The organism is Pseudomonas sp. GV105 (assembly GCF_003058185.1).
Classification (GTDB): domain Bacteria; phylum Pseudomonadota; class Gammaproteobacteria; order Pseudomonadales; family Pseudomonadaceae; genus Aquipseudomonas; species Aquipseudomonas veronii.
Genome location: NZ_QBUF01000004.1, coordinates 15,042 through 29,282 on the forward strand (window position 1 = coordinate 15,042; position 14,241 = coordinate 29,282).

Consider the following 14,241-nt stretch of genomic DNA (forward strand, 5'->3'; position numbering starts at 1 on the left):
TCAATGGGAAATCTGGCTGGAAGGTGTCAAGACCGGTGAAGTTGTCAGTCAACGCCTACACTGATCCGCGATAAAGGGGGCACACTTATTCGCCAGTTAAATGGCGGCAATAAATTGTCCTGTTCACTTTGTCGCACCCCCTCTGTTACTGCTCCAGCCCCCGCCATATCGGCCGATAACTTGATTAACCGCAAGCCCAACGCATGCGCCCCTCACTGGATCGAGCCCGCCGCCATGAACCCACTCAACCTTCTAAAAAAAGCCCGGGCCGATCGACAAGGCACCGCCACCCTCACCTGCACCGCCAATGAACTGGAATCCTCATTGGCCAACCTGCGCATCACGCCCGTGCTGATCACCGGTTTCATCTCTCCGCACCTGGACATCGACCAGATTGCCGCCAAGCTCAAGCGTCGCTTTCCCCACACCAGCATCAGCCTGTGTACCACCGCTGGCGAGTTGTGCAACGCGGCGAATTCGCTGTATTGCACCACCGGCGAGCGCTGGGACCGGATTGTCCTGCAGTTGTTCGACGACAGCCTGATCGCTTCGGCCGAGGTGGTGATGGTGCCGCTGGAGTGTGAGGACATCCGCAGCGGCGGCAAGCGCATGGGGATGAAGGAGCGGATTGCCAAGCTGACGAGCAATATCAAGCGGGTACAGGCACACACGCCGATCGACCATCGCGACACCCTGGCCTATGTGGTGTTCGATGGGCTGTCCGCGTCGGAGTCGTTTTTCATGGAGGCGCTGTATGAGTCGGGGCGCTTCCCCTGCCTGTTTGTCGGCGGTTCGGCCGGGGGTAAGTTGGATTTCCAGAAAACCCTGATCCATGACGGCCAGCGCAGTTATCAGAACCACGCACAGATCGTGTTCCTGAAAACCGCCGCGAATGTGCGTTTTGGCGTATTTAAAAGCCAGAATTTCAAACCGGCTGACTTGACCTTCAGCGTGCTGACCGCCTCCGAAGAAGACCGCACGATTGACCAGGTGATCGACAGCGCGGGCAATATCAAGAGCATGGTGCAGGCGCTGTGTGACGCGTTCAGTTGCGCGCCCCAGGCGCTGGAAGCGAAGTTGGCGGATTTCTCGTTTGCCATCCGCGTGGGCAATGAATTGTTCGTGCGCTCCATCGCACGGATCGACTATGAACAGCAGATCGTCCAGCTGTATTGCGACGTGGCCCCCGGCGAGGAGCTGGTGATGGTGCGGCGCACGCCGTTGCGTGAGGCCACCCGCACGGACTACGCGCAGTTCCTGCGCGGCAAGGGCGGCCAGCCGGTGGCGGGCATTCTCAATGACTGCATTTTGCGCAGGCTGAACAACCCCAGCGAATTGGGCAGCATGGCCGGGACGTTTGGCGATGTGCCGCTGGCGGGGCTGTCGACCTTCGGTGAAATCCTTGGCCTGAACCTGAACCAGACCCTGACCGCGATTTTCTTCTTTCGAGTGGCCAAGGGCGCCAGCTACAGCGACGAATACCTGGACAACTTCATTGCGCACTACGGCGAGTTCAAAGCCTTCTTCCTACGCCGCCAGGTAAATAAGCTGGCCGGATTGAACCATGTGGTGGTCAAGCAGATTGCCGCGTTCAAAAACAATGACTTCAGCGGCGCCCTGAATACCCGCGGGCTGGACAGCAATATCCTGCCGGTGTTCGAGGGCCTGGCAGACCTCGGCCAAGTGCTGGCCCAGGCCGAACGTCAACAGGCGGAAATCGCCTCGCAGATCAAGCATTACTCCGGCGAATTGCACGCCTCGATGGACGAACTGGTGGGCACCATCGACCAGCAGAACAGCGTGTCTGCAAAGGCCGGGGCGACGGTCGAGGGCTTGTCCAGCCAGGCGGATGATGCCGTGGTCGGCGCGCGGACCCTGGCCGGTTCGAGTTTGCGTATCCAGTCGATTGTGCAGGTGATTCAGCAAATCGCCGGCCAGACCAACCTGCTGGCGCTCAACGCCGCCATCGAAGCCGCGCGCGCAGGCGACCTGGGCCGCGGTTTTGCGGTAGTGGCGGATGAGGTGCGCAAGCTGGCGGAAATCACCCGCAAGAATGCGGCGGAAATCGGTGTGGATATCGACCTGCTGTCCGGCGAAATCCAGCGTGTTGCCCAGCAGATTGAAGACCAGTCCAGCGGCGTCGGCGCCTTGCGCGAAATGCTCGATGCGCTGGAGGCGTCAAGCCGCGCCACCGAGGGGACCGCGCAACGGACCAAGACGATTGCGGATACGCTGACTGGGCTTACGCATGCGTAGGTCCCCACGGGGTCGATGTCGGATGTTCGAGTAGCGGGAACAGAGTGTTCAGCCAGAGGGCGCGCGTGTTGGGCCGCTCGCGAGTATCTGGCTGGGCCGCCTTTCAGGCTATGATGCGGCGCTCACATCAAGGACGATAGAAACCGTGAAAACCGCCCTCGCCGCTCTGCTCCTGATCTGCCTGACCACGCCCGCGCTCGCGGTCGACAACGCCATCGGCTTCCAAACCGCTACGCTGGCCGATGCTCACCATGAGCGTCCGCTAGAGATGGTCGTCTGGTACCCCGCCACCACCACCGCAACCGCCGAACCGATCGCCGACAGCGTGGCTTTTATCGGCGCCCTCGCGGTGCCCAACGCGCCGCCGGCGAGCGGCGAGCATCCGCTGGTTGTGCTCTCCCACGGTTACGGCGGTAATTGGGGCAATCAGGCGTGGCTGGCCAGTGCATTGGCGCACCGGGGTTACATCGTCGCAGCGGTCAATCACCCGGGCACCACCACCAGGGATCGCAGCCCGCAAGCCGCCGCGCAGTTATGGCAACGGCCCAAAGACGTGAGCCGGGCCATCGATGCGGTGCTGGCGCAGCCGAAGCAATTTGGCGCGGTCGCCAAAAACCGGATCGCTGCGGCGGGCCATTCCCTCGGTGGCTGGACCGTGATGGAACTCGCCGGGGCGCGGTTCGACCCCGACCTTTTCGCCCAGGACTGCGACGCACACCCGAAGTTGGGCGGTTGCATCGTCTACCACCAGATCAACCCCGCCAACACGCCAGCCGCAAAGGCCCAACTGGCCGCGGACCTGCGCGACAAGCGCGTCAGCGCCGTGGTGTCATTGGACCTGGGCCTGTCACGCGGTATGACCGACGCCAGCCTGGCCGCATTGTCAGTGCCGACGCTGGTGATCGCGGGAGCGGTGCCCTCGGAGGATATGCCCGCCGAGTTGGAGTCCGCCGACTTGGCCAGGCGCCTACCAACAGCCTCGACGCGCTACGTAGCGATCAGCGACGCCACCCACTTCAGCTTTATGTCGAGCTGCAAGCCCGGCGCGGTGGCGTTGATTGAGGAAGATTCGCCAGGCGATGGCGTGATCTGCCGGGATGGCGACGGCGCGCGGCCACGGCAGGTGATCCAGCAGCAGGTCGTTGCGCTGATCACACAGTTTCTGCAGCCGACACCCCACAATTAAAACAAAGGGCGGCTCAAGACAAAGCGCATCGGGGCAGCATGTGTGCGGGCATTCTCAGCACCCGCTCAACGCCACCTGCGGCCGCTCGCCGGCAAAGAAGAACGGGCGCAACCGCACGCCGACGCTGTTGCCGATGAACGCCGCCACCAGCCACACCCAGCCATGCAGGCTGCCGGAGGCGATGCCGCTGAAGTACGCGCCGATGTTGCAACCGTAGGCCAGGCGCGAGCCGTAACCGAGCAGCAGGCCACCGATCACCGCCGCCATCAGCGAGCGCGCAGGAATGTTCAGGTTGGGGGCGAAACGCCCGGCCAGGCCGGCGGCCAGGAGCGCACCGAGGACGATGCCGATGTCCATCACGCTGGTGATGTCTTCCCACACCGGCGCGGCCAGGGCCTTGGCGTTGCCCGGCATTTGCCAGAACGCCCAACTGCCCACCTCCACACCCAGGCCACTCGCCACCTTGGCGCCCCACAGCGCGAACGCCGAGGTGATGCCCCACGGTCGCCCGGCCAGGGCCAGGGTTGCGTAATTGAGCAGGGCCAGGCCAATCGCGCCCCACACCAAGGGCCAGGGGCCACGCAGGAAGCGGCGCAAGCCTTGATGCTCGCTGGTCACGCCGGCTTCCAGTTGACCATGACGGGCCTTTTCCAGGCGCACGCTGACGGCTGCGATAAGGCCGAACACTGCCAGGTTCAGAAGCAGCGCCGGCATGACGCCGACACTTTTGACGATCGACGTCGCCGGGAACGCCGGCAGTGCAAACCACCAGCCCACATGGTGCGTGGCGATCAACGAACCACAGATAAAGAAGAACAGCGTCACCAACATGCGCGCATTACCGCCGCCCACAGTGAACAGGGTGCCCGACGCACAGCCGCCGCCCAACTGCATGCCGATGCCGAAAATAAATGCGCCGAACACCACCGATACCCCGGCCGGCGCTACCAGCCCGACCACCGGCTGGCCGAACAACGTGCCCGCCCCCAGCGCCGGGAAGAACAGCAATACCGCTATCGCCAGCATCACCATTTGCGCACGTAAACCGGCGCCGCGCCGGTCATTGATAAACACGCGCCAGGCCGAGGTGAAACCGAAGGCGGCGTGGTACAGGGTCAAGCCCAGCGCCGCGCCGACGACCAGCAACAGCACCTGGCGCATGCCGACAAGGTTGTGCAGGAACACGGCGCCCAGCACCAGGAGCACAAAGGCCACCAGGGGCGCGACAGGCTTGCGCGCAGAGGTTGTTGAAAGAGAGGTGCTCATGAGGTATCTCAATTCATTTGAAGGGGGTTGATGACCAGACCGTCGAGTATAAACCGAGAGGGTCTGTCTCTCGGCGGAAGATTGCATAGGGGGGCGGGGTATGCCATGCTCCGCGCCTCATAGGTAGGGGGGGTATATTTTGAGCCATATAGCGGCCAATAAAGACAGTCTGATCAAGCGCGTCAAGCGCATTGCCGGTCAGATTCAAGCGGTGGAAAGAGCGTTGGAATCGGACAGCGATTGCGCCAAGACCCTGCACCTGGTCGCCGCCACACGCGGCGCCATCAACGGCTTGATGGAAGAAATCATCGAAGAACATGCCCGGGCGCATGTGGCGGACCCATCCCTCAGCGAGGAAGAACGCAACCAGGGCGTCGAAGAGTTGCTTGAAGCCATTCGGCGGTACTCCAAATGAGCCTTGATCATACCCACGAGCATGTCTTCCTCGGCTCGGCCCACGAAGAAAACGCCAAGCGCACCTTATGGGTGGTGATGTTGACGGTGGTGATGATGGTCGCGGAAATCGCCGCCGGCGCCCTCACCGGTTCGATGGCCCTGCTGGCCGACGGTTTTCATATGGCCACCCACGCGGGTGCGTTGGGCATCGCCGCCGCGGCCTACGCCTATGCCCGACGCCATGCGTCGAGCCCGCGTTTCAGCTTCGGCACCGGCAAGGTCGGTGATCTGGGCGGCTTTGCCTCGGCGCTGATCCTGGCGCTGGTGTCCCTGGGCATTGGCATCGAGTCGGTCATGCGCCTGTTGCAACCGACCGACGTGCAGTTCGGCACCGCGACGTTGATTGCCGTGGTGGGGCTGGTGGTCAATATCGTCAGTGCGCTGTTGCTCGGCCACGGTCATAGCCACGGGCATGACCACGAACACGAACATGCCCACGGCCACCATGGCCACGATAACAACCTGAGATCCGCCTATGTGCATGTGCTCGCCGATGCACTGACCTCGGTGCTGGCAATCGCTGCGCTGCTCGCGGGGCGGTACCTGGGTTGGGTCTGGCTCGACCCGTTGATGGGTATCGTCGGCGCCATCGTGATCGCACGCTGGGCCTGGAGCTTGATGGGCGTGACTGCCGGCGTACTACTCGATCAGACCCATGAGCATGTTGCTGCGGAGATCCGGGAGCTGGTGGAACAACCGGGCGACGCGACGATTACCGACTTGCACGTCTGGCAGGTAGGGCCCGGTGTGCATGCGGCAATCGTGAGCGTTGTCGGCCGCTCCACAGCGGATGCCGACAGCATTCGCGAGCGCCTCAAACCGGTGCATGAAGTGAGTCACCTCACCGTCGAGTTTCGCACGCTCGATGTGGCGTAGCGCGACGCTGGGTGACTCCCCCTCTTACGTGCGCCCTACTGACCCGGAGACCGGAAGATTACCGAGCAACTTCAGCCCGGTACTCTTCACGAACGCGTCATAGTCCATTGGCCGCTGGATGCGCGTCTGCGCGTTGGGCAGCACGTAAGCCCAGGCGCGTTTCGACGAAGCGTCGTACACCAGCTTGAACAGGCGCGTCGGCACCCAGACCTGGTTGTCGCCGATGGTGCCGTAGCCGGGGTCAAACAACGGGCCGGTGAACACAAACACATCACCGCCAGCGCGCTTGGCGAACTTGCGCACATCCGCCTCGACCTTGCTCCAGATCTTACGGTTGTTGGTAGGGTCTTGCGGCACCATGTTCGACAGTGCAAACGACTGCGCCATGGCATGGGCGTTCGGTGCGTCGGCGGCCGGCGACTGGTGGCCACGGTCGACGGCCGGATGCTGGCTGTGGTAGTCACTCAACTCTGCACGGCCATCCTTGGGGATGCGCGGGTCGGGGTAGAACAGGTTGGTGCGCTCCTCGCCTTTGGCATCCTGCAATTGCTCGGCGTTCAGGCGCTCGACCACCACCAGCGGCGTCTTGCTGGTCTGCGAATAGAGCACCGCAAAATTGTCCGAACACAGGGCCAGGGGCCGCATGCTGGCGGGCACGGTGGCAGTGTTGATGGGTTTGGCGGCGGGGAAAAGATCGGCACAGCCATCAAAGGAGGCACGTTGTTCGGTGGCCGTGTAGAGGTCAGGCAGACTGCGGGCATGGGCCGCGGTCGAGAGTAAAACAAGGGCCGACAGCCCGACTGCAATGTTGCGTAGGTACATGTTCTAGATCTTTTGGCTGAGGATAAACCGACAACCATCAACGATGGTGCGGGGGCTGTTGACCGTGAAAAACCAGGTTAGTGCCGCAGGGCCGCGCCTGCTCTAGCCCCGGCATTACAGCAGAAAATTCCCACACCCCGCAGCGCTACGTCCGACCTCCGGGTTTGGTCAGTTGTAGGTCATGGTAAACGTCGCGGTGCTGTTGGCCTGGCCGGCGGTAACGTTGGCATCGGTCTGGTAGTAACGTGCCACCAACGGGATTGCATAGGGGCCGTCGCTGACCGTAGTGCCCGCGGCAATCGGCGTTCTAAGCGTGACGGGGGTATTGTTGTAGTAGAGCCTTACGCCAACCCCGGTTGCGGCGGTAGGAGACGCATTCAGTGCCAGCACCCCAGCAATCCCGGAGCTGTGGGCGTTGCCATCCAGGGCAACTTTGACCCGTGTATTGGCATCGCAATCGAGCGGGATGGAAAAGTTGATTTCATCTCCCGCGCTTCCCGGGCCGGTGAACTGGCTTCGCGGCACATTGCCCATGGGCACAGGGATGGACGTATTGGAGACCGAACAAGCGACGGGAATGATGGTATTGCTGCCGGACAGGCTGGCGTAAGCAGCATAAAAATAATTAACGATACTGCCTGAGGCGAGTCTTCCATTCGTCAGAACACCGGCCCCAACTGCCCCCGAAGTGGTTTTTACCAACTGCACGGTAATTCCGGGTTCAGGCAGCGCAACAGTGCTGGGCCCGTTGAAGTTGACATCGTAAGGCATAGCGCCGCCGAAGAATAATACACGAATCCCCACACCCGCTATATTGGTGTTGTATACGTTATTCCCATATGCACTGATGACTCTGAACTGTTCCATTGCAAAGCGATGCACATAATTCACACTGCAGCCGTAAAAATACCGGCCACCATTGTAGGCGCCGGTATTGGCGGTTGCCAAAACCGTGCCGATGGGAGTATCACGCTGGACAATCAACGTTCCAAAATTTACCGTTCGCGTCAACGCCGACGACACGCCATTGTAAAAACGGCACGATGCCAATGCGTTATTCGATAACACCGTTAAAACCCATGCCGCACTGCCAAAACAGAACAACCTAATCAGCGTCCGTTGTACACCCAGCATAAAAAGCCCTCGATTAATTGCATGACACCGATAACGTCCTGATGATTGAAAACGGCTGCGACCCTTCAATGGATATCGGTAAAACAAAAGCTGCCGTGCATTGTTGGTCCGCTTGCTCGCCCCACTGAACCTTCACTTCACCCTGTTCCGGCATGCCGCTTAGATAAACCTCCCCTTCCAGGCCGACAATGCCGCTGCTGGCAAACGTCGTCGACTCTTGCACCAGCGTTGCGCTGGCGCCGAACGTGACGGGTTTTCCCTGATATGTGAGGGCCATCAGTACCCGGCTGCCGACGCGGGTCTGGAAATCCGCGAGCACCAAGGCGCCACGGGTCGGGATGACCGATTGGGTATTGGCCTCGATGTCGATGTCATCGGCCAGTGTTTCGGTGCTCAACGCAATGCGGTTGCGACGATAGGTACTGACATGAGGAACCAGCGCATAACCGCGCCAATCGGTATTGACCCCGGTGTTGTTTTGCACTTTGACCCCGGCAGCACCAGGCGCGCGCACCAGCGCCATGGTTTCGCCCTGGGGTTGGGAGAAAGTAATGCCGAACGGGTGCGCAACGACGCCACCCTGTGCGCCATAGTTGAGTTGTCGGGAGTGTCGCTCGTAGTTGTAACCGAGCTTGGTTTCCGCGTAAGAGCCTTTATAAGTCGCGTGAGCATTGCCGCTGTTGCCTTGCCCTGGGCTGGCATAACCCTGGCTGACGCTGTAGATCAGATTATCGTCCGGCAGCGTCGCGCCACTGAGCCCCAGTTCGTGGGCGGTCTTTCCCTGTGCATCGGTATTCAGGTTGTAATTCACCCAGCTATTACGCAGAGCACTCCCCAACGGCAACTGGATATTGAATGCCAGTTGCTGGTCATTGCGCTTGCGCCCGTTATACGCGGGGGTCTGCGTGTAGGCATAACTCAAACCGTAGGTCACGCCGCCCCGGCTCAGGTTATAACCGGCACTCAGGCTCCGTTCGTAACCGGTTTGTCGCCAGAAGTCCTGCTGATAACCATTGATATAAAAGTTGCCGTATTCGCCCAGGGACTGATTGATATTGAGTTGCGCACGGCTGCGCCGGTTATACAGGCGTCGCCAGTCATTGAAGTTGCCGGGGTCGATCTCATTGGCTTCCTGGAAATCGTAATAACCGCTGGTGGAATAACGGTAACCGGCCAGGGTGAACGTGGTGTTGGTGGCCGCGATATCCTTCGCATATTGAAAGCGCACCGACTGACCATCGTGCCGGGAACCCTGGCGCAACTCGGTGCGGGCCTGGCTCACATCCATGGAAAGCGAGCCCCATTCGCCAAACCCGTGGCCGACACCCAAGGACGTCGCCGAATACTTCGCCGAGGCAAGGACACCCGCGTACACGGTGGTGTCGCCGGGCAACCCGTAAATCAGCGTACCCTGGGCAAATGCGGGGGTGCTGCTCTTGCTCGCCGTCGAACGGTATTCGCCCGCGACCAGCGAATACTTGAAGCGCCCTTCCCGGACCATCACCGGCACCGCCGAAAAAGGCTGAATCGAGCTGCGCACGCTGCCATCGGCCTCGGTGATGGTGACTTCCATATCGCCGCTGGAAGACGTGGGGTACAAATCCGTGATTTCGAATGCGCCGGCGGGCACATAAGTCTGATAGATGATGTAGCCGTTCTGGCGCACCGTCACCTGGGCGTTGCTGCGGGCGATGCCTCTCACCACCGGGGCGAACCCACGCAGGCTGTCGGGGTACATGTTGTCGTCCGAGGCCAATTGAATGCCCTGATACTGCACGCTGTTGAACAACTCCCCCGGCGTGAAGCTGTCCCCCACGACCAACTGGCTCTTCAACGAATGCACATCACGCTGAAGGTACGTATTGAGGCTGGCCCATTGGGCTCGGCGGTCACCCTGGGTGTAAGTCGAGTAGTTACGTAGCCGCCAGGCGCCCAGGTTCAACCCGCTGCGCAGGTTCAGGTAGTAATTGTCATCGCTGCCGGAACGCCCTTCGCGCCGAGTGTTCGCGCCGCTGAAACTGTAATTGAGCAGCGCGGCCGGCAGGCCTTGGTCCCACTGTTCAGGATCAATCTGCCCGCGTGCTTCACGGGTGAGCGCCGCTTGGGGAATGCTGATGTCCAGACGGCGCTGATGAAAGTTGAACACGCTGCCCGCATCTGGAATATATGCCTGCAGGTTGCTGATGGGGGTTTCCTGGGGCAGTTCGCGCAACGCAGGAAACGCCTGCAACTTGACGCCCATCTCCTGTAATTGTCGTGGGGTAAGTTCAGGTTGCAACAGACCGTCCAGCGCAACGAAGTTAATATCGCGACTGGCTATTCGTCGGTCGTTCAAGTAGAGGTCCACTGAATAACTTCCAGGCAACTGCCCGCCCTGATTGGAGAATGCGTCGAGGTCGACCCACGTTTGTTCTGCATTGTCGATCTCCAAGGCACTGGCATTGAAATACTCGCGCGCCAGCGCATTGGACGCACACAGCGTAATGCCTATCATGCATTTGAGTGCATGCGCGGCCAGCACCTTTAGTTTCAGGCGTAGCATTCCATTATTTATAGCGTTCATATAAGAAGCCCCGCAATCCGGGCAACACAGTGCCCGCCACCCCAACACCAAAGGGCGGTTGATCCAACGCATTAACGAAACAGGAAGCCGTTAAAATAACAGCCCTTATGAATTAGAGTGGCGCACTGGCCTGCGGCGTAATACCGCCATAATCATTGATGGCTTGCCAACTGACGGCTCCACTTGCACCTTCCGGCATCGGCCAGGCCAATGTACTTTTGGGAGCAACCATACCGGCATCGTTAATAACCTGGTCACCCACGCTCACGCGAAAAAAAGACACGTGATACGCCGTAGGGTTGTTGACCTGCAACGCTTTACCTACCCGCGTAAAGACCAGTGCCTTATAAGCATTCAGCGACTCTCCTGGCATTCCCGGCGGGCGATAGAAGAGCTTTATCCGACTCTTCACAGAAATCAGCAGTTGGTTTTCTTCGGTTTTTTCCGAGGCGGGAATCGACTTGATATTCACCCAGAACACCGACTCTCTGTCCTGCGGAAAATCCCCTCCGGTGCGAATGATGCGCAGTACATTCTCCTGCTCGGCATCCAGCCGAAACAGCGGCGGCGTCATGATAAACGGCGCCTTGCCAAGTGCAGTCTGCGCCCCGTCATCGACCCATGACTGAATCAGATACGGCTTGGTCTTCTCGGTGTTTTTCACCGAAATCGAGGCTTCTTTCCTTGAGCCGTCGTACACCACCCGCGTGCCCCCCACCACCACACCCGCAATAGCTGTATGCACCGTACCGACCAGCAGGCCGGCGGTTAACATGTATTTCAGCCACCCCATCGACGTATCTCCTACCGACGCTTTGCTCAAGCCTGCACGTGAGCAAACCCACTTGTTGAGAAGGCCGAGCAGCGTGCCCGGCCTGTCTTAGTGATCAGTTATAAATAACTGTGAAATCACTGACGGCGTTGCCGGAACCGGCCACCACTGGAGCGGTTGCCACATATTTGGCGAAGAAGTTGAAGGTGGTGTCGGCTACCGGAGAAAGAGGCTTGCTGACGGACGGGGAGCCCACGGGAATCAACGTAGCGGCATCCCCCTCATACACACCGATCGCCACACCCTCGGCGGTTCCAGCCCCACTCGTCAGGGCAATCAAACTGCTGTTATTCCCGTCGGTCGGGCCATCAAACTTTACGACCGCGCTGGTGGCCGTGGCCGGGCAGTTAGTCAGGACGATATCGAACCGAGTCGGGGCCGCGGTATCGCCGACATTGGCCAATGCCGTTGAACTGACCGTCCCCATTGTCACCGTCTGATTGGCAGTACCGGGTGTAACAGTACACGCGGCATCGGTGATCGTACCGGTGAAGTTAATAGTGCCGTCCGCCGCATGGCTGAGCGCCGAAAATGCAGAGCACGCCAACAATGTGCATACGATTAATTTTTTATTCACACGACTATTCCTTATCACGTCAAGTTATGCAGGCATTCAACTAACTACTGGGGAGCAAGTCTCAATGCCAACCTTTTTCTAGAGCAAACAACTCCACAGGCGGATGACTGTCAGCCAGCTCGTCTTTGCTTTTCAGATTTGCCCTCTTGTTGTGAGAGAGCGGCGTCGATGATCAAGGCTTTTTAAAGAAATACCTACGTCGAAAAATCGGCGTGTGCTGTGGGGCTTTTCTCTGTTTTCCAATTATTTGAATTGCAGCACGCTCGACGATGTGATCCGCAGGGCAAAAACCAGCCAAACAGGCTGTTCACTTGGGTTATGGATTACTGCCCTCTTCCGACAGAACACTCCTCTATCAGGACGGTAAAAATTACCGTTTGATTGATATGACCCCATTGGCGATTCTGAACATCGGTCTAAACTGCAAAACCCAGTCATGCTCCGCAAGGGAGTCAGCGTGCCATGCAGCCCACCCTCAAATTGCTCGATCAACCCACCCGATATATGTTCTTCACCGGCAAGGGCGGTGTCGGCAAAACGTCGGTCTCAACCGCGGTATCACTCGCACTGGCCGAGGCCGGCAAGAAGGTACTGCTGGTCAGCACGGACGCCGCCTCGAACCTTGACGAGATGCTCGGCGTCGAGCTGAGCAATCAGCCTGTCGCGGTGCCGCACGTGCCTGGAATGTTCGTGCTCAATATCGACCCAGGGACCGCAGCAATTGACTATCGGGCCCGGGTAATCGAGCAAATGGGCGACCAGGCCCGCGATGAAGACATCGCCTTGGTGCGTGAGCAACTCTCCGGGGCATGCACGACCGAAATCGCAACCTTCGACGAGTTCTCCCACCTGCTGTCGCAGGGCAGCGCGGCGTATGACCACATCGTGTTCGATACCGCGCCCACGGGGCACACGCTCAGATTGTTGAGCCTGCCAAAAGCGTGGAGCGGTTTTCTAAAAGGCAACGATCGTGGCGCATCATGCCTGGGGCCGCATTCGGGCTTGAAAATGCAGGAGCAGTTGTTCAATCAGGCATTGGTGGCGCTCAATGATCCAGCCCTGACTACCGTTGTTCTGGTGACGCGCCCTGATAAAGGCGCCCTCAGCGAGGCTGCACGCTCCAGCGACGAACTCCGTGAACTGGGCTTGAACCACCAGCGCCTGGTGGTCAATGCTGTATTTAAACGCAGCGACTTGAATGACCCGATCGCCGCCGCGATCGAAGCTATGGGCCAGCAGGCGCTCGACGAGATGCCCGCGTCACTGCGCCAGCTTTCAGCCGACTACATCCCACTCAAGGCCGTGGATTCGGTTGGCTTGCCCGCGCTTCGCGCACTGCTGACACCCGAGCTTGCTGTCCCAGCCAGCATTACAAGCCCAGTACCGTCGCGCCTGGAATATCACGCACTCGCGGAATTGGTCGCCGAGTTAGCCCACGACCAGCGCGGCCTGATCATGGTCATGGGCAAAGGCGGCGTGGGCAAAACCACCATTGCCGCCGCCATCGCCCTGGGACTGGTACAGCATGGCAAGTCCGTACACCTGAGTACGACAGATCCTGCGGCGCATCTGGCGGTAACCCTCAATGCCGACGTGCAGGGACTCAGCGTCGGCCGCATCGACCCTAAGGTCGAGACCCAAAAATACGTGGACAAGATCGTCGCCTCCCGCGCGCCAAGCCTGACGGAAGACGAAACCGCCTTGCTCATCGAGGATCTGCAATCCCCGTGTACCGAAGAGGTCGCGGTGTTCCACGCATTTTCCCGTGTGGTTGCGCAAGCCAGAAGTGCATTCGTGGTACTCGACACGGCCCCCACAGGTCACTCCCTGCTCCTGATGGACGCCACAGGCGCCTATCACCGCCAGATGGTTCGCGAATTCAAAGGCAAAGCCTCGGACCACATCGTCACGCCGTTGATGCGCCTGCAAGATGCGGACTACACCAAGATCATCCTCGTCACGCTGCCCGAAGCCACCCCGGTGTCGCAGGCGGCAGCGCTGCAGGATGACTTGCGCAGGGCCGACATCGAACCGTTTGCCTGGGTGGTCAATAAGTCGTTGCTGGCCACCGATACGACAGACCCGCTGCTACGAGCGCGCCTGGATAGCGAGCGCAAACAAATGGCGAGAGTGGCCGAAGAAACCAACCATGCTGTCATCGTAGTGCCGTGGACAGTGGAGCCGCCGGTTGGCGTCGCCGGGTTGAAGCGCTTGCTGGATTGAAGTGTCGCTCGGCTTGCTCACACCGTGCGCCTGGATGACTGGAACGACAC

At 59.9% G+C, this 14,241-nt stretch carries 11 protein-coding genes; 5 read left to right on the top strand and 6 right to left on the bottom strand.

Annotated elements, in window-relative coordinates:
- Window positions 1-234: 234 nt before the first annotated feature.
- Complete coding sequence (locus C8K66_RS08565) at window positions 235-2,256, top strand: FIST N-terminal domain-containing protein (RefSeq protein ID WP_057005958.1); 2,022 nt, start codon at window positions 235-237, stop codon at window positions 2,254-2,256.
- A 145-nt stretch (window positions 2,257-2,401) separates the two neighbouring features.
- Window positions 2,402-3,442 (top strand): alpha/beta fold hydrolase, encoded by a 1,041-nt coding sequence (locus C8K66_RS08570; protein WP_108524631.1) that lies wholly within the window; start codon window positions 2,402-2,404, stop codon window positions 3,440-3,442.
- Window positions 3,443-3,496: 54 nt separating this feature from the next.
- On the opposite strand, the gene C8K66_RS08575 is transcribed toward C8K66_RS08570, so the two are convergent.
- Window positions 3,497-4,708: a YeeE/YedE family protein gene (locus C8K66_RS08575; RefSeq protein ID WP_046486823.1), complete on the bottom strand. Its 1,212-nt coding sequence runs from the start codon at window positions 4,706-4,708 to the stop codon at window positions 3,497-3,499.
- A gap of 139 nt (window positions 4,709-4,847) precedes the next feature.
- Between C8K66_RS08575 and C8K66_RS08580 the strand changes: the two genes are divergently transcribed.
- Entirely contained in the window at window positions 4,848-5,123 is a 276-nt protein-coding gene (locus C8K66_RS08580; RefSeq protein ID WP_017849380.1) for a metal/formaldehyde-sensitive transcriptional repressor, read from the top strand.
- Window positions 5,120-6,040: a CDF family Co(II)/Ni(II) efflux transporter DmeF gene (gene dmeF / locus C8K66_RS08585; RefSeq protein WP_017849381.1), complete on the top strand. Its 921-nt coding sequence runs from the start codon at window positions 5,120-5,122 to the stop codon at window positions 6,038-6,040. The genes C8K66_RS08580 and dmeF overlap by 4 nt, the downstream gene beginning before the upstream one ends.
- A gap of 24 nt (window positions 6,041-6,064) precedes the next feature.
- Here the strand turns inward: dmeF and C8K66_RS08590 are convergent, their stop codons facing one another.
- The 5 genes from C8K66_RS08590 to C8K66_RS08610 all read right to left on the bottom strand — a co-directional run bounded on the left by C8K66_RS08590 (window position 6,065) and on the right by C8K66_RS08610 (window position 11,968).
- Window positions 6,065-6,862, bottom strand: coding sequence for a DNA/RNA non-specific endonuclease (locus C8K66_RS08590; RefSeq protein ID WP_046382606.1), 798 nt, complete (start codon window positions 6,860-6,862; stop codon window positions 6,065-6,067).
- A 168-nt stretch (window positions 6,863-7,030) separates the two neighbouring features.
- A complete protein-coding gene (locus C8K66_RS08595; protein WP_108524633.1) occupies window positions 7,031-7,996 on the bottom strand; it encodes a fimbrial protein in 966 nt (321 codons plus the stop codon).
- 13 nt (window positions 7,997-8,009) lie between these two features.
- Complete coding sequence (locus C8K66_RS08600; protein ID WP_256590915.1) at window positions 8,010-10,538, bottom strand: fimbria/pilus outer membrane usher protein; 2,529 nt, start codon at window positions 10,536-10,538, stop codon at window positions 8,010-8,012.
- 133 nt (window positions 10,539-10,671) lie between these two features.
- Window positions 10,672-11,352: a molecular chaperone gene (locus tag C8K66_RS08605; RefSeq protein WP_057005953.1), complete on the bottom strand. Its 681-nt coding sequence runs from the start codon at window positions 11,350-11,352 to the stop codon at window positions 10,672-10,674.
- Window positions 11,353-11,446: 94 nt separating this feature from the next.
- The gene (locus tag C8K66_RS08610; protein ID WP_017845895.1) at window positions 11,447-11,968 is read right to left on the bottom strand and encodes a fimbrial protein; all 522 of its coding nucleotides are present in this window, start codon (window positions 11,966-11,968) and stop codon (window positions 11,447-11,449) included.
- Window positions 11,969-12,430: 462 nt separating this feature from the next.
- Between C8K66_RS08610 and arsA the strand changes: the two genes are divergently transcribed.
- A complete protein-coding gene (gene arsA, locus C8K66_RS08615) occupies window positions 12,431-14,191 on the top strand; it encodes an arsenical pump-driving ATPase (protein WP_108524635.1) in 1,761 nt (586 codons plus the stop codon).
- Window positions 14,192-14,241: the final 50 nt, after the last annotated feature.

Coding starts and splice junctions, on each gene's coding strand:
- C8K66_RS08565 (WP_057005958.1), top strand. CDS start 235: ATGAACCCACTCAACCTTCTAAAAAAAGCCCGGGCCGATCGACAAGGC.
- C8K66_RS08575 (WP_046486823.1), bottom strand. CDS start 4,708: ATGAGCACCTCTCTTTCAACAACCTCTGCGCGCAAGCCTGTCGCGCCC.
- dmeF (WP_017849381.1), top strand. CDS start 5,120: ATGAGCCTTGATCATACCCACGAGCATGTCTTCCTCGGCTCGGCCCAC.
- C8K66_RS08590 (WP_046382606.1), bottom strand. CDS start 6,862: ATGTACCTACGCAACATTGCAGTCGGGCTGTCGGCCCTTGTTTTACTC.
- C8K66_RS08595 (WP_108524633.1), bottom strand. CDS start 7,996: ATGCTGGGTGTACAACGGACGCTGATTAGGTTGTTCTGTTTTGGCAGT.
- C8K66_RS08600 (WP_256590915.1), bottom strand. CDS start 10,538: ATGCTACGCCTGAAACTAAAGGTGCTGGCCGCGCATGCACTCAAATGC.
- C8K66_RS08605 (WP_057005953.1), bottom strand. CDS start 11,352: ATGGGGTGGCTGAAATACATGTTAACCGCCGGCCTGCTGGTCGGTACG.
- arsA (WP_108524635.1), top strand. CDS start 12,431: ATGCAGCCCACCCTCAAATTGCTCGATCAACCCACCCGATATATGTTC.